The organism is Acidiphilium multivorum AIU301 (assembly GCF_000202835.1).
In the GTDB taxonomy this organism is placed as follows: Bacteria; Pseudomonadota; Alphaproteobacteria; order Acetobacterales; family Acetobacteraceae; genus Acidiphilium; species Acidiphilium multivorum.
The window spans coordinates 1,575,773-1,599,805 of the sequence record NC_015186.1; the positions used below are offsets into that span (position 1 = coordinate 1,575,773).

Sequence of the window (24,033 nt, forward strand, 5' to 3'; positions counted from 1 at the left end):
AGATGACGACCAGCCCCCCCCAGCCCGCCACCGCCCCGGCGATCCGCGTCCACTGGCCGGACGCGCCGGCGGCGCCGCAGGATCTCGTCTGCCCGAACTGCGGCGCCGAAGGCCCCAAGCCCCGCCTGCTCGACGTCGCCTGGACCGCGCCCAAGCTGCCCCGCGGCGACCGCAAGCCGGTGCTCGCCTGCCCCGCCTGCACCGCCCGCTTCTACCCGCCGCTGCGCGTCCCCAACTATGGCGACCCCGACGTGATGGACTGGGGCTGGCACCAGTTCCACATCCAGCACGGCGCCGGCCTCGTCGCCATCACCCGCCTGCTCGGCCGCATCGCCCGCAAGCCCGGCACGCGCTGCCTCGAAATCGGCTGCGGCTACGGGTTCGGCCTCGATTTCGCCCGCCACGCGATGGGCTGGACCTGCCTCGGCATCGACCCCTCGCCGATGGCCCGCGTCGGCGCCGCCGATCTCGGCCTCGACATCATCGACGGCTATTTCCCCGACGCCCTGCCCGATGCCGCGCCATGGGACGTCATCGCCGCGACCGAGGTGATCGAGCACGTCCAGCGCCCCGCCGCCCTGCTCGCCGAGCTGCGCGCCCGCCTGGCGCCGGACGGCATCCTCCTGCTCACCACGCCGGACGGCGCGGCGATCGACCGCGCCACCCCGGAAACCGACCTCGCCCAGCTCCTCGCCCCCGGCATCCACATGGTCTTCCAGACCGAGGCGAGCCTGCGCCGCCTGCTCGAATCCGCCGGCTTCGCCAATGTCCGCGTCGGCCGCGAGGGCTTCACCCTGGTCGCCTATGCCGGCGCCACCCGCGGCGCGCTGGCCGAGGACGATGCCGCCCAGCGCCCGCGCTTCCGCGCCTGGCTGGCCGATCGCGCCCGCGCCCTCGATCCGGTCTCCGATCCCGGCCTCGGCTTCGCCGCCCGCGCCCTGTTCGAGGCGGCGGTCGATCTCGACTGGCCGGCCGCCGCCGCCGCCCGCTCCCACCTCTGGCCGGCCATCCGCGCCCGCTACGGCTTCGAGCCCGACGCGCTGGAGGCGATCCCGGCGGACTGGATGAGCCTGCCCCTCGCCCGGCTGAACGAGGTGATGCCGCTCAATCTCGGCATGATCCTGCACGCCGAGGCCAGCCGCCTGCGCGCCGCCCCGGCCACGCGGCCGCGCGCCGGCGCCGTCTTCGCCCTCGCCGGCGATGCCGCCGCCGCCCTGCACGCGGCCCTCGCCCGCCTCACCCTGAACGACGCGCTGGCCACCCAGCTCGCCTTCCGCGCCGCCGCCGAGGCCGCGCTCGAGGCCGCCCGCGTCGCCGCCCCCGAAACCCCGCTCCGCTTCGCCGCCCTCGCCAGCCGCGCCGCGCCGGAGGCCGAACGGCGCGACGTGCTCTGGCGCGGCGTGATCGAACTGGTGAATGCCGGCGCGCCGGAGCGCGCCCGCGCGCTGATGCAGGCGGAAGGCCTCGCCGAACCCGGCCCCGACCTGCCGCACGTCACGCGGCGGGACGCGCTGATCGTGCTCGGCCAGCTCGCCCTTGGCCCGGGCGGCGACCCGCGCCGCGCCATCGCCCTCGCCGAGCGCCTCGGCGCCGACGCCCCCTCCAGCCCCGGCGCGCCCCTCCTGCTCGGCGCCGTCGTCCGCCTGTCGAACGACGGCGAGGAAGCCGCCCTCGTCCCGCTGCTGCACCGCGCCGCCCCGCTCTGCGCCGGCCGCACCGACGCGCTCGGCACCGACGCCTCGAACGCCCTCGCCGGCGCCATCGCCCGCCATGCCGACCCGGCCGAGATCCCGCTCCTGCTCCGCCCGCTGCGGATCGACGCGCGGCGCCGGGTCGAGGCGGTGCTCACCGCCTTCACCCGCCTCGTCGCCGCCGGCCGCCACGACGAGGCGGTGGCGATGGCCGATGCCGAGAACATCGTCAGCCACGCCGTCGCCCGCGACGACGCGATCGGCCGCGACACCCGCCTCGCCCTCGCCCTGCTCGACCTCGCGACCGGCGACCCGGCGGACGTTCCCGCCCGCATCGCCGGCCTCGCCCTCGGTCCGGCGGCGCAGCGGGACATGCTGATCGACGGGTTCTGCCGCCTCGTGAACGCCGGCCGCTACGCCGACGCCGCGACCTATGCCGAGGCCGCCGGGATCGAGGCGCTGGCCGCGAGCGGCGGCGGGAACGATCCCGCCGCGGCCGACGCGCTGACCGCGCTCGCCATCCTCGACCTCGTCACCGGCGATCCCGCCCGCGCGCCCGCCCGCATCGCCGCGGTGCCGCTCGCGCCCGAGCGCCGCCGGCAGATCACGCTCGGCGCCTTCGTCACCCTGGTCAACCGCGCCCGCTACGACGAGGCCATCGCCCTCGCCGAGTCCGCCCCGATCGCCGACTGGGCCGCCGCCGGCGATGCCGACGGGCACGACGCCGCGATCGCCCTGATCGCCCTCGCCCTCGTCGCCGGCGACCCCGCGATCCTGCCCGCCCTGCTCGACGGCCTGCCGCATCTCGACACCGCCGCGCGCGGCGACGCGCTGGTCCAGGCCGCGCTCCGCCTGCTGCATCTCGGCCGGCCGGACGAGGCCGCCCGCCTGCTCGCCCCGGTCGACGAAGCCGCCCTCGCCCCGGCGGCGCGGATCGAGCTGCTCGCGGCACGGGCCGGCTGCGCCGCCGCCGCCGGCGACACCGCCGCCCTCGCCGACCTGCTCGACCGGCTGGATGCCGAGGGCGCCGATCCCGGCCGGCTCGCCGGCCTCGCCGTCGGCCGCTTCGTCAGCGCCGTCCATGAAGGCGATTTCGCGGCGGCGGACCGGCTGCGCCGCCGCGTCGAGCCCGCCTTCGACGGGTTCGCTCCGGCGGCGAGCCCGGCGCTGCGCGGCGCCGGCTTCGCCCTCGGCCTGCTCGAATTGCAGGAACCCGCCCGCCCGCACCGCGCCGAACGCGCCTTCGCCGCCGTCCGCCGCGGCTTCGCCGCCGACCTCGCCGAGGGCGACGCCGCCCCGGCGCTGTTCTGGGAAGCCCTGCGCGGCGAGATCATCGCCCTCCACCGCACCGGCCGCGCCGCCGAGGCCGCGGCCCTGGGCCGGGCGATGCTCGCGCGCTATGAGGGCGCTCCCGACAGTCTCAGGACCGAACTGGCCCCGCCCGCCCGATGAACACCGCCCAGCTGCTCCGCGCCGCCTGGCGCGCCCTCCGCCACGCCTGGACCCTCGCCGCCATGACCGTCGCCGCCGGGCTCGGCCGGCTGCGCAACCCGCACCAGGTCATCGCCCGTAAGCCGGATGGCGGCATCGTCCTCGGCCCCCGCGTCGTCCTCTTCCTGCACTGGGACCGCGGCGGCCGCGTGCGCGAGGCGCTGTTCGACTACATCGCCCAGCTCGCCGCCTCCGGCCGCTCGGTCGTCTTCGTCACCAATGCCGGCGCGCTCGACCCCGGCGCCGAGGCCCGCCTGCTCGCCCTCTGCGCCGGCATTCTCGTCCGCCGCAACATCGGCTACGATTTCGGCGGCTGGCGCGACGCGATCGAGACGCTCGATCTCCCGCAATCCGGCACCGAGGAGATCATCATCGCCAACGACAGCATTTTCGGCCCGGTCCGCCCGATCGATTCGATGCTGCTCCGGCTCGACTACGACGAAGCCGATGTCTGGGGCCTCACCGAGAGCTGGCAGCGCCGCTACCACCTGCAATCCTATTTCGTCGCCTTCGGCCCGCGCGCCATCCGCAGCCCCGCCTTCCGCCGCTTCTGGTCCGGCGTGATCCCCGCGCCGTCGAAACCCTACGTGATCGGCAAATACGAGGTCGGCCTGACCCAGGCGATGATCCGCGCCGGCCTGCGCGTCGCCGCCCTCTGGCCCTACGAGGCGCTGACCCGGCAGATCACCCGCGACCAGCTCGCCCCCTATCTCGACATCGAGCCCGGCGGCCGCGCCGACCCGCACGACCTCACCCGCTGGCTGCACATCCTGCGCCTGCGCGACGCGATCGCCCGCCGCCGCCCGCTCAACCCGACCTCGGATCTCTGGCGCCACCTGCTGCTGTCCGGCTATCCGTTCATCAAGCGCGAACTGCTGCGCGACAACCCCACGAAGGTCGAGGATATCGGCGACTGGGCCGACCTGCTGCGCGACGAACTCGGCGCCGACCCCGCCCCCATCCTCGCCGACCTGCGCATGATGCTGCGCGGCGACGCACCATGACCCGGCGGGCCATGACGAAAACACTCTCCGGCGCGCGGATGTACGCCCGCCTCGCCGCCGTGCTGGCCTGGACGATGGCGCTGCTGCCGGTCCAGCTCGTGCTGATCCGCCGGCCCGGCCGCGCCAAGCGGGCGCTGCCGCTGCGCTACTGGGGCGGCGTGGCCCGCATCCTCGGCCTCGAACTCCAGGTCATCGGCACCCCCGCCGCGACCGACGAGCGGCCCGTGCTGTTCGTCTCCAACCACACCTCCTGGCTCGACATCGTCGCCCTCGGCGCGGTGCTGCCGGGCTGCTTCATCGCCAAGGCGGATGTCGGGCGCTGGCCCGGCATCAGCGCCGTCGCCCGCGCCGGGCGCACCATCTTCGTCAGCCGCGCGCGCACCGGCGCCGGCCGCGAGCGCGCCGAGCTCGCCGAGCGCCTCGCCGCCGGCGACAGCCTGATCCTCTTCCCCGAGGGCACCACGTCGGACGGCGCGCGGGTGCTGCCCTTCCGCTCCAGCTTCCTCGCCCTCGCCGAGACCGACCCGCCGCCGCTGATCCAGCCCGTCACCATCGTGTACGACCGGATGGATTCGCTGCCCGTCTGCCGCCGCAACCGCCCCCGCATCGCCTGGTACGGCGACATGGACATCGCCTCGCACTACGCCGAGCTCGGCCGGCACGACTGGCGCGCCACCATCGTGCTCGACGACCCGATCGAGCTCGACGGCGGCCGCAAGGCGCTGACCGCGACCCTCGAACGCCAGATCGCCGCCCGCGCCGCCGCGATCCGCCAGGGCCGCTTTCCCGGCCCCTTCACGAAAGCATAACCGGAATCCGCTTGACAGCGCCGCCCCACGATCTGCGATAGTTACGATCATGGAATCGGGAGCAATCTCATTCTTCCGCGCTTGACCCGTCCGGCGTCCCGGCACATCCACTGGGCAAACCCTTGCCCGGATGAACTGGAATGACCGAGACCGCCTCACGCCGCACGCTGCACATCACCACCTGGGGCTGCCAGATGAACGTCTACGACAGTGGACGCATGGCGGACGTCCTGCGCCCGCTCGGCTACCGGCAGGTCGCCACCCAGGATGCGGACATGGTGATCCTCAACACCTGCCACATCCGCGAGCGCGCCTCGGAAAAACTGTTCTCCGAGCTCGGCCGCCTGCGCGCGCTCAAGGAGTCCCGCGGCGGCGCGATGATGATCGCCGTCGCCGGCTGCGTCGCCCAGGCCGAGGGCGCGGAAATCCTCGCCCGCGCCCCGCATGTCGATCTCGTGGTCGGCTCGCAGGCCTATCACCGCCTGCCCGAGCTGATCGCCGAGATCGAGGCGAAGCGCCGCGCCGTGATCGACACCGACTTCCCCGCCGCGCAGAAATTCGACCTCCTGCCCGAGGACCAGGCCAGCCAGGGCCCGATCGCCTTCCTCGCCATCCAGGAAGGCTGCGACAAGTTCTGCACCTTCTGCGTCGTCCCCTACACGCGCGGCGCCGAGGCCAGCCGCCCGGCCGCCGCCATCCTCGCCGAGGCCCGCCGCCTCGTCGCCGGCGGGGCGCGCGAGATCGCCCTGCTCGGCCAGAACGTCAACGCCTGGCACGGCGAGGCGCCGGACGGCGCCACCTGGAACCTCGCCCGCCTGCTCGCCGAACTCGCCGACATCGATGGCCTCGCCCGGCTGCGCTACACCACCTCCCACCCGCGCGACATGGATGCCGCGCTGATCGCCGCGCATCGCGACAATCCGAAGCTCATGCCCTTCCTGCACCTGCCCGTGCAGTCCGGCTCGGATGCGATCCTCGCCCGCATGAACCGCCGCCACGGCGCCGACCTGTTCCGCCGCATCGCCGGCGAGCTGCGCGCGGCCCGGCCCGACATCGCGCTCTCGTCCGATTTCATCGTCGGCTTCCCCGGCGAGACCGACGCCGATTTCGCCGCGACGATGCGGCTCGTCCGCGAGACCGGCTTCGCCCTGGCCTACAGCTTCAAATACTCCCGCCGCCCCGGCACCCCCGCCGCCGACGCCGCCGACCAGATCGACGAGGCGGTGAAGGATGCCCGCCTGCAGGAACTCCAGGCCGTCCTCCGCGACCAGCAGCACGCCTTCAACCGCGCCCAGGTCGGCCGCAGCTTCGAAGTCCTCTTCACCGGCCCCGGCCGCCATCCCGGCCAGTCCACCGGCCGCTCGCCCTACCTGCAGCCCGTCGTCGTCGACAATGCCGACATACCGCCCGGCACCCTGCGGACGGTGAAAATCGTGCAGTCCAACCCCAATTCTCTCATGGCCAGTCTCACACAGGAGCAGATCGCCGCTTGAGCCAGATCGTCACATCCCAGCCCCCCCGGCTGTCCCGCACCCTCACCTTCAACGACAACGGGTTGCTCTCCATCCTGCTCGGCGATCACGACCGCAACCTCGCCCGCCTCGAAAAGCGCCTGCATGTCCGGCTCGCCTGCCGCGGCAACCGGGTGTCGATCTCGGGCGAGCCCGACCAGGTCGCCGCCGCCGAAACCGCGCTTTCGGCGCTCTACGACCGTCTCGCCCGCGGCGAGCAGATCTCCGGCGCCGAGGTCGATGCCGCCGCCCGCCTGGTCGATCCCGCCGCCGAGCCCCGCCTGCCGCTGTCCGACCTGCCGGCGATCCGCACCCGCAAGGGCGTGGTCGGCCCGCGCAGCCCCGGCCAGGCCGCCTATATCGAGGAGCTTTCCCGCCACGAGATGGTCTTCGCCATCGGCCCCGCCGGCACCGGCAAGACCTATCTCGCCGTCGCCCAGGCCGTCGCCATGCTCACCTCCGGACGGGTCGACCGCATCGTCCTCTCCCGCCCCGCGGTCGAGGCCGGCGAGCGCCTCGGCTTCCTGCCCGGCGACATGAAGGAGAAGGTCGACCCCTATCTCCGCCCGCTCTACGACGCGCTGCAGGACATGATGCCCGGCGAGGTCATGGCCCGCCGCATGGCCGCCGGCGAGATCGAGATCGCCCCGCTCGCCTTCATGCGCGGCCGCACCCTCGCGCATGCCTTCGTCATCCTCGACGAGGCGCAGAACACCACCCCGGCGCAGATGAAGATGTTCCTCACCCGCATGGGCGAGGGCACCCGCATGGTCATCACCGGCGACCTCTCGCAGATCGACCTGCCGCCCCACAGCCGCTCGGGCCTGGCCGACGCGCTGGAGACGCTGGAAGGCGTCTCCGGCATCGGCGTCACCCGCTTCAATGCCGGCGACGTGGTGCGCCACCCGCTGGTCGCCCGCATCGTCGAGGCCTACGACCACCGCTCGGAGGCGCAGCGCGAGCGCGCGCGGGACCTGTGAGCGAGCCTCCAAGTAGCCTCCCCCGCGGCGCCGCGCTGCGGGGGCTGATCCACATCGCCGAGCCCCGCTGGCGCCGCTTCGTGCCGGACGCCGAGCGCGTGGTCGCCCGCGCGCTCGATGCCGCCGGCGCCGCCTGCCCGGTCATCCTGGCCGACAACCGCACGGTGAAGGCGCTGAACGCGCGCGACCGCGGCCGCAACAAGCCCACCAACGTCCTCACCTACGAGATGCCGCCGGAGATCATCCTCGCCCTCGGCGTCGTCCTGCGCGAGGCCCGCGCCGCCCGCCGCCGCCCGGCGCACCACCTCGCCCATCTCGTCGTCCACGGCGCCCTCCACCTCGCCGGCGAGGACCACCACGAAGCTGGCGAGGCCCGCCGGATGGAACGCCTCGAAACCCGCCTCCTGCACCGCCTCGGCGTGCCCAACCCGTGGAAATACGCGTCGTGAGCGGCAGCTGGTTCTCCCGCCTGCTCAGCAAGATGCGCGAGCAGCCCGACCTGCGCCAGCAGATCGGCGAGCTGATGGAGGAAGCCGCCGCGGAAGCCGGCGGCGAGGAGGGCGGCACCGGGCTCGACCGCCAGGAACGCGCGCTGATCGCCAACGTCCTCCGCCTGCGCGGCATCACCGCCGACGACGTGATGATCCCCCGCGCCGACATCGTCGCCATGCGCGCCGACGTCACGCTGGACCAGGCGATCGACCAGATCCGCCGCGAGGGCCATTCCCGCATGCCCGTCTTCGGCGAGCATCTCGACGACATTCTCGGCATGGTCCACATCAAGGACGTGGTCGGCTACACCGGCCGCCCCGAGGCGTTCTCGCTGCGCGCCATCCTCCGCCGCCCGCTGATGGTCGCCCCGCAGATCCCCGTCCTCGACCTGCTGCTGCAGATGCGCCAGCGCCGCACCCATCTCGCCCTCGTCATCGACGAATATGGCGGCGTCGACGGCCTCGTCACCATCGAGGACCTCGTCGAGACCATCGTCGGCGACATCGACGACGAGCACGACGAGATCGAGGGCCCGCTGATGATCGACCGTGACGACGGCGCGGTCGATCTCAACGCCCGCCTCCCGGTCGAGGACTTCACCACCCGGTTCGGCGACTTCCTGACCGAGGAGGAAAAGGAAGCCGATCTCGACACGGTGGGCGGCCTCGTCTTCACCCTCGCCGGCCGCGTGCCCACCCGCGGCGAGATCATCTCCCACCCCGCCGGCATCGAGTTCCTGATCCTCGACGCCGATGCCCGCCGCATCCGCCGCCTGCGCGCCCGCCGCATCGCCCCCGAATCTTCCTGATCCCAGCCCGCCGGATACGCGCATCCGTGCCGTCCCGGCAAGGGTCTTTTGCCGCCCCCGTGCCTACCGCGCCGGCGCGCGCGGGCGCACATCGGGGGCAGACCACCACGCAAGGACCAAGACCATGACGCGCAAGATCCTGTTTTCGCTCCTCCTCGCCCTCGCCGCCCCGGCGGCCCATGCGGCGGCGACGCACGACGTCCCCTGGTTCGCCCGCCACGCCGCCGCCCGCCAGGCCGCCATCGCCGCCTGCGCCGCCAATCCCGGCGATCTCGCGGCCAGCCCGGACTGCATCAACGCCGCCGCCGCCGCCCGCGCCACCCTCGCCCGCGAGCTCTGAGCGCCCCCCGAACCACGCCGGACGCCTGCCGCGGCAATGCTGCACTGCAACAAAAACAATCCGCGCGTCCCGCGTCCGTGCTAGAAAAATCCCAGGACGTTTCCTCCCTGAACTTGGCGGTGCTCAGGCACCGCCTTTTTCTTTTTCGAGGCCCAGCGTCCCGATCCACCCGGCGATCGCCGCCTCGACCCGCCCCTCGATCCCGAAATACCCGTGCGGGCCGAGCGAGCCGCAAGGCCGGTCTCCCGCCGCCCCGCCCGCGACCATCCGCACCGTCACCGACGATGCGCCGCCCAGCGCCCGCGCGACCGCCGGCGCCTGTCCGGGCGGCGCGACCGGGCAGCGGTCGTCCCGGTTGGCGACGATCAGCACCGGCGCCCGCACCGCGGCGGGATCGGCGTCGAACACCGTCATCCGGCTCAGCCTTCCCGGCACCGACACCGTCTCCGTGAGCACCACCCCGGCGATGCTCCCCGCCGCCGCGTGCGCCGCCCCGTTCACCGCGCCGATCGTCCCCTGGCTGGTGCCGAACAGGATCACCGGCGCCCCGATCCGCCGCCGCGCGAGCCGCACCAGCCCGCCGACGACCGCGGCAAAGCCCGGCCCATGCCGGTGGCCGCGCAGGTCGCGCCCGCCCGGCGCGTCCGGAATCACCACCGCGAAGCCCCGCCGCACCCAGTCCCGCCTCGTGCGGACGAGGAAATTCGCGCCATGCCGGAACCGCCCCGTCCGCGTCAGCCCGACCCGCCCGGTCCCGCCCGGCAGCATCACCAGCGTCGCGCGCGGATGCGCCGGGCGCAGCACCAGCACGCGCTCCGGCCCGAGCGCCGTGTCCAGCCGCACCACCCGCGCCCGCGCCGCCGCCAGCGGCAGCCAGGCCAGCGCCAGCGCGGCAAGCAGGGCGCGCATCCGCCCGCGCTCAGGCCGCGCCGGGCTGCGCCCCGTCATACCCCTCGACCACCACCACATCGGCGACCGACGCCCCCTCGCGCAGCGCCTTCGCCCTCGCGTATTCGGGCGAGTGGTAGCAGGCCAGCGCCGCCGCGTGGTCGGGGAATTCCAGCACCACGATCCGCGACCGCATCCCGCCCTCGACCGCCTCCGCCGCCCCGCCGCGCACCAGGAACCGCGCGCCATATTTCGCGAACGCCACCGCGTTCTCCCGCACATAGGCCGCATAGGCCTCGGCGTCGCTGACATCGACGCTCGCGATCCAGTATCCCTTCGCCATATTTCTGCTCCTCCTCGCCATCGCGGGCCGGCCGGCGCCCGCCCGCCGCGGCCGCGTCAGCGATTGATCACCACGAGGCTGCTGCGAAGCGTGTAGATCGTGCCGGACATCACCGTCCACACCCGCCGGGTGTTCGCGCTCGCTGCCTGCGCCTTCTCGTGCAGCCCGTTCCCCACCGCCGCCTCGATCTCATGGCAGCCCGGCCACATGTGTTGGGTGTCCTTCGCCCCCGGCGCCGTCACGTAATACCAGGTCTTCGTCGTGTCCTGGTATTTCAGGATGGACCAGCTGTTCACCTGCCCCTTGCTCACGCCCATCGGCAGCGCCTTCATGATCATGCCGGAAAACTTCTTCCGCCATTGCTTCTTGATCTGGTCGGTGAACGAGGCCCGGATCTCCGCCCCCTCGAACCCGTGGCGGGCGTTGCAGGTGATCACCTCGACCGTGCGGATATTGGGGTTCATCTTCTGCCACGCCCTGATGTTCGCGAGAAACGCGTCCGCCTCCATCGTGCAGAACTTGTAGGCGTCGCCATGCCCCCAATAGACCAGCGTGTCGACGCTGCCGCGTCCGAACGGCGTATCGCCGACCTCGCTGATCAACGATCCCGGATTCGCCGCCTGCAACGCCTCCGCCCGCTTCTTGTGGTCCGCCTGATAAATGATGTGAATCACGCCGCCGCCTCCCAGGATTTGTTGTCCGGCGTCCCGGATCCGAGATCCACCGCGAATTTCAGGGACAGGACGCCGGCGCGCCGCCCCGCGATCATCATGAGGCGGCAACGATGCTTTCATCGCCGTCTTGCCGGCAAATCCGTCAACCGGCAATGACCGGCGTCACATCGCCCTTGCCCACCCCCCTTCCGCCGTGGTCCTTTCGGGCATGGCCAGCGCCGTCCCCCTCGCCAGTCCCGCCAGCCGCTTCGCCGCGATCATCGCGGCGCTGTGCGACCGCGTGGCCGCCGAGGGTCACCGGCGCGGCATCGCCGGCCCCTTGGTGATCCTGATCTGGACGCGCCTGCGCCGCCTCGCCGCCCGTCTCGCCGCGGCGCTGGACGGTCCGCAGCGCCCCCCGCGCCCCCGCCATCCCGCAACCGCCCGCCAACCGGCCCCGGCGCGCCCGCGCCCGCTGCCGCGCCGCCTCGGCTGGCTCGGCACCCTCATCCCCGGCGCCGCCGCCGCCGCCGGCCAGCTTCGCGACCTGCTCGCCGACCCCGAAATCCTCGCCCTCGCCGCATCCATCCCGGCCGCCGGCCGCGCCCTGCGCCCGCTCTGCCACGCCCTCGGCCTGCGCCCGCCGCCGGCGCTGCGCCGCCCCAAGATCCCCGATCGAGCACCCGATCCGGCAGCCGATACCGCGCCCGATCCCGCCGCCCTGCCGCCACCGTGCGCCGCGCCACCGGCTTCGGCCGCGGGCCCGACGCCCGCCGCGCGATGCGCGCCTTCTCCCCCCGCAAGCCGGCGCCGCCGAAACGGCGCCTGACCTGCGCCGCCTCACCGCGCCATTTTCGTTACGTTTTCAAAACAAGATACGGCTGAGCCGGCTCAGGCCGCCCGGCCGAGCCGGGCGGTATCCTGCCGGCGCAACAGCTCGCGATAGGGGCCGGGGCGCGACGCCAGCGCCGCCGGCGATCCCTCGTCGACGATCCGCCCCTCCGCCATCACCACGATGCGGTCGAAATCGCGCAGCGTCGCCAGCCGGTGCGCCACCGCGATCACCGTCCGGTTGCGCGCCAGCCGGTCGATCGCCTCCTGCACCGCCGCCTCGCTTTCGGAATCGAGCGCCGACGTCGCCTCGTCGAGCAGCAGCACCGGCGCGTCGCGCAGCACCGCCCGCGCGATCGCGAGGCGCTGCCGCTGCCCGCCCGACAGCTTCATCCCCCGCTCGCCGACCAGCGTGTCATACCCCTGCGGCAGGGCCATGATGAAGTCATGCGCGTTGGCCGCCCGCGCCGCCGCCTCCACCTCGGCATCGCCGGCATCGGGCCGGCCATAGCGGATATTCTCCCGCACCGAGCGGTGGAACAGCTGCACGTCCTGCGAGACGACCGACAGGATTTCCGCGAGGCCCTGGCGGCTGAGCGCGGCGATGTCGGTGCCATCGATCGTCACCCGCCCGCGCGCCGGATCGTATTGCCGTTGCAGCAGGGCGAGCAGCGTCGTCTTGCCCGAGCCCGACCGGCCGACCAGGCCGACCTTCTCGCCGGGCGCCACGGTCAGATTCACCTCCTTCAGCACCGCCCGCCCGTCCGGATAGGCGAAATCGAGATCGGCGAAGCTCACCGCCCCGCGCGCCTGCGGCAGGGCCCGCGCGTCCGCCGCGTCCATCATGTCGTGCGGGATCAGGAGCGAGGCCAGCGCCTCGTGCAGCCGCGCCCAGTCCTGCACCATCTCGACCAGCGCGATCGCGAGATCGCGCGTGCCGTGCAGGACGGTGAAGCCGAGCGTCGTCACCAGCACGACGTCGCCGGGACTCGCCGCATGGTCGAGCCAGCGGTCGATGATCCAGGCGAGCATGCCGGCCGTCAGCAGCGCCGTGGTGACCGCGTGGAAGCTCCGCAGCCCTTCAAGGTAGTTCAGGCTCGCCCGGCGCGCGCGCATCTCGCGCCCGACATCCTCGGCGAAGCGCTGCCGCTCGCGGAACATCGCGCCGAAGGCGCGGACGACGGCGACGTTGTTGATCACATCGACCAGCTCGCCATCCACCGAGGCCGCGGCCTCGGCATAGTCGCGATGCAGCCGCCGCCCCTTCGCCGCCAGCCAGGCCAGCACCGCCCCCAGCGCCAGCGCGATGCCCAGCAGCGCCAGCCCCATCGCCGGATCGACGCTGGTGATCATCACGATCGCGAGAACGACCGCCAGCGCCGGCGGCAGCACGTTCCACACCATCAGGTTCTCGAGCCGGAAGACCGCATTGCCGGTCACGCTGATGCGGCCGGCCAGCATGCCGGGCCGGCGGTCGGCGAAGAAGCCGGGCGAATGGCCAAGCGTGTGGTTGAACAGCGCGCGCCGCAATTCCCCGGTCACCGCCACGAAACTGCGCGCCGCGACGAACCCGCCGATCCGCCATGCGAGATTGTCCGCGGCGATCAGCCCGGCGAGGAGCATGAAAGCCCCCCAGACCGCGCCGCGCTGATTGGCGGTCAGCACATCGACCAGGTTCTTCACGGCATATTGCGACAGCACAGAACAGGCGACCGCGGCGACGACGGAAAGCACGATCGTCGCATGTCCCGGCGCGTGCCGCAGGATCGCCCGCAGCAGAAAGCGCTGCGGACGCGATGCCGGCGGTGCGGAGAGCGGAATGGCAAGCGGCGCCGATGCCTCCGGCGCCGGCGATCGGCGGGGTGCGCTTTCGATTCCTTCCGCTTCTGCAATCGCCTTTTTGTGATCCGGCATGGTCTCGGGCTCCATCGGTGCGGGTCTTTATCGAGGGGCGCCGCCAAATTTCCTGTCTTCATGTGGCATTTCGGCAATAGCGCCAGCCGGCGGCGCCCCCGGCACTCCCTACCTTGGCATCGAATGCGGCAGCATTTGGGCAAATACCGCCCGATGACTGCCACATCGGGGCGTCCTGCTAACGCTCGTAAAAACAATCCAGCAGCGAGGAGTCAGGCACTCATGAAAATCGCCCAGATTGCACCTCTGACTGAAGCGGTTCCGCCGAAATTCTATGGCGGCACCGAACGTGTCGTCTCCTTCCTGACGGAAGAACTCGTCGCGATGGGTCACGACGTCACGCTGTTCGCGAGCGGGGATTCGGTAACCGCCGCCGAACTCGACGCCGTGTGGCCGCGCGCGCTGCGGCTCGACCCCGGCATCCGCGATACGCTCGCGCCGCATTTCATGCTGATGGAACGGGTCTACCGGCGGGCCCACGAGTTCGACGTGTTGCACTTCCATAACGATTACTGGCCGGCCTCGCTGTTCGCGCGCCAGCGCACCCCCTTCGTCACCACGCTGCACGGCCGGCTCGACCTGCCCGAACTCGGCCCCGTCTACGACGAGCTGCCGGTGATGAACCTGATCTCGATTTCCGACTCCCAGCGCCAGCCGCTGCCGGAAGCGAATTTCGTCGCCACGGTCCAGCACGGCCTGCCGAAGGACCTGCTGACGCCGCGCGAGCGTTCGCGCGACTATGTCGCCTTTCTCGGCCGCATCTGCCCCGAAAAGCGGCCCGACCGCGCGATCCGCATCGCCCGCGCCGCCGGCATGGATCTGCGCCTCGCCGCGAAAGTAGACCGTGTCGACGAGGAATATTTCGAAACCGGGATCAAGCCGATGCTGGGCCCCGATGCCTGCCTGATCGGCGAAATCGGCGAGGGAGAAAAATCCGAATTTCTCTCCGGTGCCCGCGCGCTGCTGATGCCGATCGACTGGCCGGAACCCTTCGGCCTGGTGATGATCGAGGCCATGGCCTGCGGCACGCCGGTGATCGCCTGGCGGCACGGCTCGGTGCCCGAGATCGTCGAGGATGGCGTCACCGGCTTCATCGTCGAGAGCGAGGCGGAGGCGGTCGCCGCGCTCGACCGGGTGCACCAGCTCTCCCCGTCCCGCATCCGCGCGACGTTCGAGGCCCGCTTCACCGCGCGGCGGATGGCGGAGAACTATCTCGAGATCTACGAAACCCTCGCGCGCCCGCGCGTCGGGCGCCTCCGCCTCGCGGTCTGACCGCCAGCGGCCGATCGCACGCGCCCCGGCGGCATGGCCCGCCGGGGCGTCGGCGCGGGCGTGAGAAGATCGGCCGGTCCATCGTTCGGGGCCATTCCGCATTGCCGGCATGGCCATGGCACACCGGCGATGCCGGCAAGCCGCGCCAACTCACTGCATGATAGAATGAATAACGGACGCGGGCGCGACGCTGTCGCGACATCGTGCGGATCGCGGTCGATTGACATGCTCCCAAGCCAGTCTAGTGTCACGGCAGGGAAACGTTTGGGACGCACTCCATGCCAACCGAACTGCCGGTCACGCCCGATCCGCATCCACCGGCGCCGGCCGCGAACCCGGAAGCGCCGGTGCTGCGGGTGTCGGGCATCGGCAAGTCCTACGGTCATATCCGCGCCCTCACCGATGTCAGCCTCGACATCCATCCAGGCGAAGTCGTCGGCCTCGTGGGCGATAACGGCGCCGGCAAGTCCACCCTCGTCAACATCATCGCCGGCGCGATCCGTCCCTCCGCCGGGCGGCTCGCCGTCGATGGGCGCGAGGTGCAGTTCGGCTCGGCGCTCGATGCCCGCCTCGCCGGGATCGAGGCGGTGTATCAGGATCTCGCCCTCGCCCTCGATCTCGACATCTGGGCCAATGTCTTTCTCGGCCGCGAAAGGCTGCGGCCCGGCCTGCTCGGGCGCCTCGGCTTTCTCGACAAGGCGGCGATGCGGGAGACCGCGCTCGGCGGATTGCGGCGCACCGGCATCCGCATCGGCTCGGTCCGCACGCCCTGCCGCGCGCTGTCCGGCGGCCAGCGCCAGGCCGTCGCGGTCGCGCGCGGGCTGATCTGGGGGTCGCGCCTGCTGCTGCTGGACGAACCCACCGCGGCCCTCGGCGTCGAGCAGCAGGCCAAGGTCGGCGAACTCATCGCCGCCGTGCGCGACCAGGGCATTCCCGTGATCCTGGTCAGCCACAACATGCCGCAGGTCCATGCGCTGTGCGACCGGATCGTGGTGCTGTTCCGCGGCCGCAAGGTGGCCGACCGGGACGCGCGGTCGATGACGATCGAGCACACGATCGCCTGCATCACCGGCGCCGGCCTGGCGAGCGCGGATGCGGCGGGGAGCGCGCCGTGAGCGGCCCGTCGAACCCGCCGCGCGGCGCGGAGGCGGCGGTCGTGGCGCCGGATGCGCGGGGCGGCTCTCGCGCGCTGCTCGAATTCCTCTCCCGGCACGGCGAGATCTGGACGCTGTTCATCCTGCTCGCGCTCATCGCCGTGTTCGGGATCGCGAGTCCGGATTTCTTCAGCCGCGCGAGCTGGCTCGCCACCTCGCAATTCGCGGTCGAATACCTGCTGCTCGGGCTTGGCGAGACCTTCGTGATCATCACCGGCGGCATCGATCTCTCGGTCGGCGCCATTCTCGGCCTCTCCGGCATGGTCGGCGGCCTGGTCATGCGCGCGCTGATTCACGCCCATGCGGCGAATGGCGAGACCATCGCCGCCGGCATCGCCGCGGCACTGGCGAGCGGCGCGCTGGTCGGCTGGGTGAACGGCACGCTGATCACCCGGCTGCGGCTCACCCCCTTCGTCGTCACGCTCGGCATGCTGTCGATCTGCACCGGCGGGATCTACCTGCTCAATGGCGGGCGCAATGTCGGCACGATTCCGGACATCGTCGGCACCGCCGGCTCCTTCGCGATCGGCGGGTGGATGCCGGTCACCGTGCTGGTCGCCGCGGTGTTCTGCATCATCTGCGCCGTGGTGCTGGCGCAGACCCGCTTCGGGCTGCGGACCTACGCGGTGGGCTCGAACCCGCTGGGTGCCGGGCGCGCGGGCATCGACGTGCGGCGGCATCTGGTGAGGATCTACACGCTGGCGGGATTTCTCGCCGCCGTCGCCGGGCTGATGGTGATGGCGCGCTTCGCCTCGGCCTCGGTCCAGGCCGGCGCGAACGACGAACTCGACGCGATCACCGCCGTCGTCATCGGCGGCGCCAGCCTGTTCGGCGGTCGCGGCACCATCCTTGGAACCGTGGTCGGCGGCTTCGTGATCACGGTCATGGTCACCGGGCTGATCCTGATCGGCGTGCAGCCGTTCTGGCAGCAGGTGGCCGTCGGCGCGATCCTGATCCTGGCCGTCGCCATGGACCAGCTTCGCGACAGGCTGCTGGAGTCGATCTGACCGGAAACGGCCGCCGCGAACCCGGCGGCAAAGGGGAGGACATCATGGCCACAACACGCAGACAACGGATTTCCCGCCGCGGCGCCACGCTGGCGCTCGGCATCGCCGGCGGCCTCGCGCTGGCCGGCGGCGCGGCCCGGGCGGGCGGCAAGACGATCGCGCTGGTGCCGGGCATCGCCACCGATCCGTTCTACATCACGATGCAGCATGGGGCGGCGGCGGAAGCGAAGAAGCTCGGCCTGCACCTGATCTGGCAGGGCGGCAGCAGCTTCTCGCCGGAGACGCAGATCCCGGTGCTGCAGGCGCTGCTCGCCAAGCACCCGGCCGCCCTGCTCGTGGCGCCGACCAACGAGAAGGCGCTGATCAACCCGATCAGGCAGTTCATCGCCGCCGGCATTCCGGTGATCTCGGTCGACACCACGATCAGCGATACCGCGATCCTGAAAAGCCGGATCACGTCGAACAACGTCCAGGGCGGCGCCTCGGCGGCGCGGGCGATCGCCGGCTTCGCGCACGGGAAGGGCGATGTCGCGGTGATCAACGTCAAGCCCGGCATCTCGACGACCGATGCGCGCCAGAAGGGCTTCCTCGCGCAGATGAAGCACTACAAGGGCATGAAGGTCGTCGCCATCGAATACGATGACGACAGCCCGACCAAGGCCTTCACCGAAGCCCAGCTGCTGCTGCTCAAGTATCCGCACCTCAAGGGCATCTTCGCCACCAACGTGTTCTCCGGCGAGGGCGTCGGCAAGGCGGTGGTCGCCGCCGGCAAGAAGGGCAAGGTGGATGTCGTCGGCTACGACGCCGAGCCGGGCGAGGTGAAGCTGCTCAAGCAGGGGGTGATCAGCACCCTGATCGTCCAGCGCCCGGCCGAGGAAGGCCGCCTCGGCGTGAAATACGCCTATGACATCCTGACCGGAAAGAGCGCGCAGGTGCCCGCCTCGAAGCGGCTCGCCAATATCACGGTCACGACGGCCGAGGCGTCGAACCCAACCTACGCCAAATACTTCTACAGCGCGCATCTGTCGCACTGAGGCGGCCGGCCGGGCGTCCTGGCCGGGGCGTCCGGAAACGGCGGTCCGCCGGGCCATCATGTCCGAAAACGGCGAGCATCCGGCGTCCCGCCGTGCCATGATGCGCTCATGGAACTCGACCCCGATGCCTGCTACCGCGCCCTCGCCACGCGCGACGCCCGGTTCGACGGGCGCTTCTTCACCGGCGTGCGCACCACCGGAATCTATTGCCGGCCGGTCTGCCCGGCGCGCACGCCGCGGCGCGAGAATGTCCGCTTCTTCGGCTCCGCCGCCGCCGCCGAGGCCGCCGGGTTCCGCTCCTGCCTGCGCTGCCGGCCGGAATCCTCGCCCGATCTCGCCGCCTGGCGGGGCACGTCGAACACCGTCAGCCGCGCCCTCGCGCTGATCGCCGAGGGCGGGCTCGACGGCGCGGCGGTCGACACGCTGGCCTTCCGGCTCGGCCTCGGCGAGCGGCAGTTGCGGCGGCTGTTCCGCCAGCATCTCGGCGCCTCGCCGGTCGCCGTGGCGCAGACAAGGCGGGTGCTGTTCGCCCGGCAACTGCTCACCGAAACCGCGATGCCGCTGGCCGACGTGGCGCTCGCCGCCGGCTTCGGCAGCGTGCGCCGCTTCAACGCGACCTTCCGCGCGCTCTATGGCAGCGCGCCGGGCGCGCTGCGCCGCGCGGGACAGGTAGCGGCGGCAGAACCGTCGGGCATCACCCTCACCCTGCCCTACGCGCCGCCCTATGACTGGGCGGCGATGGCGGATTTCCTCGCCGCGCGGGCGATCGACCAGGTCGAACGGATGGACGATGCCGGGCGATACCACCGCAGCGTCGCGCTCGGCGGCGCGCGGGGGACGGTCAGCATCGCGCATGACGCGCAGGCCTGCGGGCTGCGGGCGACGATCCGCTTTCCCGCCGTGGCGGCGCTGGCGACGCTGGTCGGCCGCATCCGCCGGGTCTTCGATCTCGGCGCGGACCCGCTCGCCATCGGCCGCCACCTCGCCGCCGACCGGCTGCTCGCGCCGCTGGCCGCGGCCCGGCCGGGGCTGCGCGTGCCGGGCGGCTGGGACGGGTTCGAACTCGCGGTGCGCGCCGTGCTCGGCCAGCAGGTGAGCGTGCGCGCGGCGGCGCGGCTGGCGGGACGGCTGGTCGCCGCCCATGGCGCGCCCCTGGACGGCGGCGGGCCGGCCGGGCTCGCGCGCGTCTTTCCCGAACCCGCCGCATTGCTGCAGCTCGATGCCGTCGCGCTCGGCATGCCGCGCGCCCGCGCCCGCACGATCGAGACGCTGGCCGCCGCCGCGCTGCGCGACCCCGGCCTGTTCCGGGCCGGGCGCTCGCTCGACGAGACGGTGGGCCGGCTCGTGGCGCTGCCCGGGATCGGGGAATGGACCGCGCATTACATCGCGCTGCGCGCCGCCCGCGAGCCGGATGCGTTCCCGGCGTCCGACGCCGCCCTGCTGCGGGTGGCGGCGCGGCTGACCGGCGCACGGCCGAACCCGGCCGACCTCGCCGCGCGGGCGGAAGCCTGGCGACCCTGGCGCGCCTATGCCGCGCAGCATCTGTGGGCGGCGGATGCCGCGCACCATCCGCGGGCGGCATCCGCCGCCCCGGCCGAAGGAGACGACGATGGCGCCTGAACCGCTGTTCCTCGACCGGATCGAGTCCCCGATCGGGACGATGCTGGTCATCACCGATGCGGCGGGCGCGCTGCGCGCGCTCGACTGGCCGGACCACGAGGCGCGGATGCGCCGCCTGCTGCGGCGCCATTTCGGCGCCGAGGGGACGGGCTTCACGCTCGCGGCGCGGCCGGCCCCCGCCGCGCTGCGCGAGGCGCTTCTCGCCTATTTCGCGGGGCGGGCGGACGCGCTGGGCGGCATCGCGGTGCGGACCGGCGGCACCGCGTTCCAGCGCGCGGTCTGGGCGGCGCTGCGGGGCATTCCGGCGGGGGAGACGCTGAGCTATGGCGCCCTCGCCGCGCGGATGGGCCGGCCGCGCGCCGTCCGCGCCGTGGGGCTGGCCAACGGCGCCAACCCGGTCGCCATCGTCGTGCCGTGCCACCGCGTCACCGGCGCCGACGGATCGCTGACCGGCTACGCCGGCGGGCTGGAGCGCAAGCGCTGGCTGCTCGCGCACGAGGCGGCGATGCAACCGCGCGGGTGGGCAAACGCCGGCACTCCGGGGTAGGTTTCGGTATCGTCACCCCGGAAGGAAATGAGGCCGATGACCCCCGAGTCCCCCGCCGCCCGCAAGCCAGGCCGCCTGTTCTTCGCCAACCCCGGCCCGACCAACATTCCCGACTCCGTGCTGCGGGCGATGGACCGGCCGACGACCGATTTCATGAGCGCCGATTTCATCGAGGTCTATGACCGCGCGGTGGCGGGGCTGAAGCGGCTGCTGTTCACCACCGGCGAGGTGTTCATCTACACCTCCAGCGGCCACGGCGCCTGGGAGGCGACGCTGCAGAACCTGTTCTCGCCGGGCGACCGCATCCTGATGCCGGAGGCCGGGTATTTCTCCCGCGTCTGGGGCGCGATGGCGCGCGCGCTCGGCCTCGAGGTCGAAATGCCGGAGGCCGACTGGCGGCGCGGCCCCGATATCGGCGCGATCGCGGAGCGTCTCGCCGCCGACACGGCGCACGAGATCAAGGCGATCTGCATCGTCCATAACGAGACCTCGACCGGTGTTGCCGTGCCGCTGCCCGAGATCCGCGCCGCACTCGACGCCGCCGGCCACCCGGCGCTGCTGCTCGCGGACACGATCTCCTCCTTCGGCTCGATCGAATTCCGCATGGCCGACTGGGGGATCGACGCCGTGGTGGGCGGCAGCCAGAAGGGGCTGATGCTGCCCGCCGGCCTCGCCTTCACCGCGGTGAGCGAAAAGGCGCTCGCCGCCCATGCCCAGGCGCGGCTGACGCGGTTCTATTTCGACTGGACCAGGATGATGGCGCGCCGGCACCGCAGCTTCACCGGCACCGTGCCGATCGCGCCGTTCTACGGCCTGCTGGAATCCGTGCGGCTGATCGAGGCGGAGGGGATCGAGGCGGTGTGGCGCCGGCATCACCGCCTCGCGGAAGCGACGCGGCGGGCGGTTTCGGTCTGGAGCGGGAACCAGGGCGTGGCCTTCTATTGCGCCGATCCGGCCAGGCGGTCGGATTCGGTGACGGCGATCCGCATGCCCGAGGGGCACGATGGCGAGGCGGTGCGGCGGATCGCCTATGACCGGTTCAACGTCTCGCTCGGCGCCGGGCTCGATCCGCTCGGCGGCAAGGTGTTCCGCATCGGCCATATGGGCGATCTCAACGAGGCGATGCTGCTCGGCACGCTCGGCGTGGTCGAGATGGCGCTGCGCCTCGCCCGCGTGCCGCACGCGCGCGGCGGCGTGGACGCGGCGATCGAATATCTCGGCGCCGGCTGAACCCGGCCCCGCCGGTTTCGATCACGAACTGTTTACAGGCAGGACATTTTGTGGGAGACCCGGTTCATCGAAGAATCGTAATGAAATGCTTTTCTAAAAGTCGAGGAATTTAATGTGATAATTATTTGTCAATTTTGATTTCCATCTGCCGCGACGGGCATGTCGTGTTTTCAGTATCGTGATGCCCGGCCGCGGCGATCTTTCCGATCAGTCACGCTTTTCAAGAAGAAGAATTTTCCCGTGAGAATCATTCAAAAGACTGCCCTGACGATGATCCCGCTGCTCGCGCTGGCCGGGTGCGGCCGGACCGGCCCCAGTCCGAAAGAGGCGAAGCAGGCGATCAAGGATCAGATCAACGCCGCGCTGCAAAAGGAAATGGCCGCCGCCGGCAGCAACGCCATGGCCCGGAGCATGGCCACCGATGTCGCCCATTCGGCGATTGCCGGGATCGACAAGATCAAGTTCAAGGCGGTTTCGTGCAAGTCCGCGGAGCAGGGCATCTACCGATGCCAGATCAAGATGGCCGCGCCGGACGGCAGCACCGCCACCAAGCCCTTCGACTTCAGGAAGCATGACGGTCACTGGGAATATATCGTCCATCCGGCCGGCATTCTCCCTTAACGCACACGGAACAATCGACATGCAGATGAAACATCTCGCTGCTGCCGCCCTCGCGGCGGCAGCGCTCGTCGGCGGCTGCGCGCCAGCCTCCGCCGCCACGCCCGCGGCGAAGCCGGCCATCGACATCATGGGCATCAAGTTCGGCATGACACCCGCCGATGTGCGGCAGCTGATCGGCGCCCACAAGGACATGTTCCCCAACGCCGCCATCCAGCAGGGGCAGTACCGCATGCCGGACGGCAAGACCTTCGTTGCCGACATGACGGTGACCAGCCATTCCGACCCGCGGAATTTCGCGGATGACATCTCCCAGACGATCTTCATCCAGTACACCTCGCCGGCGAGCGGCAACAAGGTTGTCGCGGTCAACCGCGAGGCGACGTTCCCGTCCGACGCGAAGGATCTCGGCAAGGCGCCGGGCGTGCACGACCTGTTCGCGGCCATGCTGTCGCAATACGGCACGCCGGACGGCTTCACGATCGGCGCGGTCGACTGGACCGGGGCGAACCCGGCCCACAAGCTGGCCGACAATATCTACACGCTGCAGAGCGGCTGCATCTCCGGCGCGTTCAACGCGGTGCCGTCCCAGCTCTACAACGGGTCGAAGGACTGCCCGCAGGTGCTGCAGATCACCATGTCGGCCAACAACAGCTTCGGCGGGCATGTCCAGTTCCTGTCGGAACTGATGCTCGATGCCGGCAGCATCTACAGCGACATCGCGCGCGAGCGCGCGGCCGCGGCAAGCCAGCAGGCGAAGACCGTCTCCCACGCCAACCAGCAGCCGGCGGCGAAGCCCTCGCTCTGAATTCAGGCTTGCCGCCATTCCAGACCGGAGTTCCAACATGTCAGACCAGAATGCCATCGCCAGCGATCTTGCCGCCACCAACGATCGCAACTTCGTCGTGATCTTCACCCTGGCCAGCCTTTTCTTCGGCGTATTCTCGCCGCTCGTCGGCTATTTCGTCGCGAAGGACGGCACCACGACCAGAAAGCAGATCGTCGAACTGCTCAATTTCCAGATCACCGTGCTCGGCCTGATGCTGATCGCCTATCTCCTGACCGCGACGCTGATTCTCTCGGTCGTCGGCATTCCGCTCGCGATCATCGTCGGGGTCGCCGACGTGATCATGCTGATCCTCGGCGCGATCCGGGCCTCCCGCGGCGAGAGCGTGCGCTACCGCTTCACCTTGCGCCTGTTGTCGTGACGCCGGGCGGCGCCTCGCCGGCGCCGCTCACCGCCGCCAGCGGACCGGCGAATTCAGCGGCGCTGCCGCCCACCACGAGCACCAGTTTGTCGCGCGCCTGACCGCCGGCACGCAATGCGAGGCGCGCGGCGCCGACGCCAAGCCACGCGGCCAGCGCCTTCAGAACCGCGTCATTGGCACGGCCGTCTTCCGGCGGCACAACCACGGCCAGGCGGAGACGCGCCGGCGGCCAGCCCGGTGCCGCCGCGGCCGGGACGACCGGGCCAAGCCGCGCCCGGCGCGCGCCAGGCTGAACCTTGAGGGCAACGAGCAACCCCGCCTCGCTCTCCAGCCAGAACGGCACGGATGCGGCTGCCCTCATCGCCGGCGCCATCTTTCCGCGGCATCATGTGAAAGCGGCTCCCGCGATGGCGGCCTGCGGCCGGGCGGATTGTCGGCTGTCTCGATCATGGCTGAGCCCGTACGTGCGCTTCCTTTTGCGGCGTCGCAAGAGCTGCGCCGAATCGGAACATCGCGGCGCGTGCGGAAACACTTTGAAATTTCCACATCTTTCCGAAAGATGATGATATTTCCTTGGTCATTTCAAAC

At 71.6% G+C, this 24,033-nt stretch carries 24 protein-coding genes; 19 read left to right on the forward strand and 5 right to left on the reverse strand.

The window, feature by feature from the left end; all coding sequences use genetic code 11:
* The first annotated feature begins 2 nt into the window (after nucleotides 1-2).
* The 8 genes from ACMV_RS21810 (at nucleotide 3) to ACMV_RS06950 (ending at nucleotide 9,126) form a co-directional block, all read left to right on the forward strand.
* Entirely contained in the window at nucleotides 3-3,143 is a 3,141-nt protein-coding gene (locus tag ACMV_RS21810) for a class I SAM-dependent methyltransferase (protein WP_013639963.1), read from the forward strand.
* Nucleotides 3,140-4,186: a rhamnan synthesis F family protein gene (locus ACMV_RS06920; protein ID WP_013639964.1), complete on the forward strand. Its 1,047-nt coding sequence runs from the start codon at nucleotides 3,140-3,142 to the stop codon at nucleotides 4,184-4,186. Before ACMV_RS21810 ends, ACMV_RS06920 begins: the two co-directional genes overlap by 4 nt.
* Entirely contained in the window at nucleotides 4,183-4,995 is an 813-nt protein-coding gene (locus tag ACMV_RS06925) for a lysophospholipid acyltransferase family protein (protein ID WP_013639965.1), read from the forward strand. Before ACMV_RS06920 ends, ACMV_RS06925 begins: the two co-directional genes overlap by 4 nt.
* A gap of 140 nt (nucleotides 4,996-5,135) precedes the next feature.
* The gene (gene miaB, locus ACMV_RS06930; protein WP_013639966.1) at nucleotides 5,136-6,488 is read left to right on the forward strand and encodes a tRNA (N6-isopentenyl adenosine(37)-C2)-methylthiotransferase MiaB; all 1,353 of its coding nucleotides are present in this window, start codon (nucleotides 5,136-5,138) and stop codon (nucleotides 6,486-6,488) included.
* Complete coding sequence (locus ACMV_RS06935; RefSeq protein ID WP_007423478.1) at nucleotides 6,485-7,486, forward strand: PhoH family protein; 1,002 nt, start codon at nucleotides 6,485-6,487, stop codon at nucleotides 7,484-7,486. The genes miaB and ACMV_RS06935 overlap by 4 nt, the downstream gene beginning before the upstream one ends.
* Nucleotides 7,483-7,935, forward strand: a complete 453-nt coding sequence (gene ybeY, locus ACMV_RS06940) for an rRNA maturation RNase YbeY (RefSeq protein WP_013639967.1) — start codon at nucleotides 7,483-7,485, stop codon at nucleotides 7,933-7,935. The genes ACMV_RS06935 and ybeY overlap by 4 nt, the downstream gene beginning before the upstream one ends.
* 32 nt (nucleotides 7,936-7,967) lie before the next feature.
* Nucleotides 7,968-8,786, forward strand: coding sequence for a hemolysin family protein (locus tag ACMV_RS06945; protein WP_231295411.1), 819 nt, complete (start codon nucleotides 7,968-7,970; stop codon nucleotides 8,784-8,786).
* 124 nt (nucleotides 8,787-8,910) lie between these two features.
* On the forward strand, nucleotides 8,911-9,126 hold the full coding sequence (locus tag ACMV_RS06950) for an EexN family lipoprotein (RefSeq protein ID WP_013639968.1): 216 nt from the start codon (nucleotides 8,911-8,913) through the stop codon (nucleotides 9,124-9,126).
* A 123-nt stretch (nucleotides 9,127-9,249) separates the two neighbouring features.
* Here the strand turns inward: ACMV_RS06950 and ACMV_RS06955 are convergent, their stop codons facing one another.
* The 3 genes from ACMV_RS06955 to ACMV_RS06965 are packed head-to-tail and all read right to left on the reverse strand — an operon-like array spanning nucleotide 9,250 to nucleotide 11,031.
* On the reverse strand, nucleotides 9,250-10,074 hold the full coding sequence (locus ACMV_RS06955; RefSeq protein ID WP_081479230.1) for an alpha/beta hydrolase: 825 nt from the start codon (nucleotides 10,072-10,074) through the stop codon (nucleotides 9,250-9,252).
* Nucleotides 10,046-10,357: a DUF1330 domain-containing protein gene (locus ACMV_RS06960; protein WP_013639970.1), complete on the reverse strand. Its 312-nt coding sequence runs from the start codon at nucleotides 10,355-10,357 to the stop codon at nucleotides 10,046-10,048. Before ACMV_RS06960 ends, ACMV_RS06955 begins: the two co-directional genes overlap by 29 nt.
* A gap of 56 nt (nucleotides 10,358-10,413) precedes the next feature.
* Nucleotides 10,414-11,031, reverse strand: coding sequence for a hypothetical protein (locus tag ACMV_RS06965; RefSeq protein WP_013639971.1), 618 nt, complete (start codon nucleotides 11,029-11,031; stop codon nucleotides 10,414-10,416).
* A gap of 208 nt (nucleotides 11,032-11,239) precedes the next feature.
* Here ACMV_RS06965 and ACMV_RS06970 point away from each other — a divergent pair, with 208 nt between their 5' ends.
* Nucleotides 11,240-11,839, forward strand: coding sequence for a hypothetical protein (locus ACMV_RS06970; protein ID WP_013639972.1), 600 nt, complete (start codon nucleotides 11,240-11,242; stop codon nucleotides 11,837-11,839).
* Between the two features lie 62 nt (nucleotides 11,840-11,901).
* On the opposite strand, the gene ACMV_RS06975 is transcribed toward ACMV_RS06970, so the two are convergent.
* A complete protein-coding gene (locus ACMV_RS06975) occupies nucleotides 11,902-13,755 on the reverse strand; it encodes an ABC transporter ATP-binding protein (RefSeq protein ID WP_231844502.1) in 1,854 nt (617 codons plus the stop codon).
* Nucleotides 13,756-13,977: 222 nt separating this feature from the next.
* Here ACMV_RS06975 and ACMV_RS06980 point away from each other — a divergent pair, with 222 nt between their 5' ends.
* The 10 genes from ACMV_RS06980 to ACMV_RS07025 all read left to right on the forward strand — a co-directional run bounded on the left by ACMV_RS06980 (nucleotide 13,978) and on the right by ACMV_RS07025 (nucleotide 23,445).
* On the forward strand, nucleotides 13,978-15,027 hold the full coding sequence (locus ACMV_RS06980) for a glycosyltransferase family 4 protein (protein ID WP_007423455.1): 1,050 nt from the start codon (nucleotides 13,978-13,980) through the stop codon (nucleotides 15,025-15,027).
* A gap of 278 nt (nucleotides 15,028-15,305) precedes the next feature.
* Nucleotides 15,306-16,142 (forward strand): ATP-binding cassette domain-containing protein, encoded by an 837-nt coding sequence (locus ACMV_RS06985; protein WP_013639973.1) that lies wholly within the window; start codon nucleotides 15,306-15,308, stop codon nucleotides 16,140-16,142.
* Entirely contained in the window at nucleotides 16,139-17,188 is a 1,050-nt protein-coding gene (locus ACMV_RS06990; RefSeq protein WP_013639974.1) for an ABC transporter permease, read from the forward strand. Before ACMV_RS06985 ends, ACMV_RS06990 begins: the two co-directional genes overlap by 4 nt.
* A gap of 44 nt (nucleotides 17,189-17,232) precedes the next feature.
* Nucleotides 17,233-18,222: an ABC transporter substrate-binding protein gene (locus ACMV_RS06995; RefSeq protein ID WP_013639975.1), complete on the forward strand. Its 990-nt coding sequence runs from the start codon at nucleotides 17,233-17,235 to the stop codon at nucleotides 18,220-18,222.
* 108 nt (nucleotides 18,223-18,330) lie between these two features.
* Nucleotides 18,331-19,842, forward strand: a complete 1,512-nt coding sequence (locus tag ACMV_RS07000; protein WP_013639976.1) for an AlkA N-terminal domain-containing protein — start codon at nucleotides 18,331-18,333, stop codon at nucleotides 19,840-19,842.
* Nucleotides 19,832-20,389, forward strand: a complete 558-nt coding sequence (locus ACMV_RS07005) for a methylated-DNA--[protein]-cysteine S-methyltransferase (protein ID WP_013639977.1) — start codon at nucleotides 19,832-19,834, stop codon at nucleotides 20,387-20,389. Before ACMV_RS07000 ends, ACMV_RS07005 begins: the two co-directional genes overlap by 11 nt.
* A gap of 36 nt (nucleotides 20,390-20,425) precedes the next feature.
* Nucleotides 20,426-21,619 (forward strand): pyridoxal-phosphate-dependent aminotransferase family protein, encoded by a 1,194-nt coding sequence (locus tag ACMV_RS07010; RefSeq protein WP_041664680.1) that lies wholly within the window; start codon nucleotides 20,426-20,428, stop codon nucleotides 21,617-21,619.
* Nucleotides 21,620-21,778: 159 nt separating this feature from the next.
* The gene (locus ACMV_RS07015) at nucleotides 21,779-22,240 is read left to right on the forward strand and encodes a hypothetical protein (protein WP_013639979.1); all 462 of its coding nucleotides are present in this window, start codon (nucleotides 21,779-21,781) and stop codon (nucleotides 22,238-22,240) included.
* A 19-nt stretch (nucleotides 22,241-22,259) separates the two neighbouring features.
* The gene (locus tag ACMV_RS07020; protein WP_013639980.1) at nucleotides 22,260-23,045 is read left to right on the forward strand and encodes a hypothetical protein; all 786 of its coding nucleotides are present in this window, start codon (nucleotides 22,260-22,262) and stop codon (nucleotides 23,043-23,045) included.
* 37 nt (nucleotides 23,046-23,082) lie between these two features.
* Complete coding sequence (locus ACMV_RS07025) at nucleotides 23,083-23,445, forward strand: DUF4870 domain-containing protein (RefSeq protein ID WP_007423733.1); 363 nt, start codon at nucleotides 23,083-23,085, stop codon at nucleotides 23,443-23,445.
* Here the strand turns inward: ACMV_RS07025 and ACMV_RS07030 are convergent.
* Complete coding sequence (locus ACMV_RS07030; RefSeq protein ID WP_158320257.1) at nucleotides 23,423-23,806, reverse strand: DUF167 domain-containing protein; 384 nt, start codon at nucleotides 23,804-23,806, stop codon at nucleotides 23,423-23,425. The two genes, ACMV_RS07025 and ACMV_RS07030, sit on opposite strands and share 23 nt — an antisense overlap.
* Between the last annotated feature and the right edge of the window lie 227 nt (nucleotides 23,807-24,033).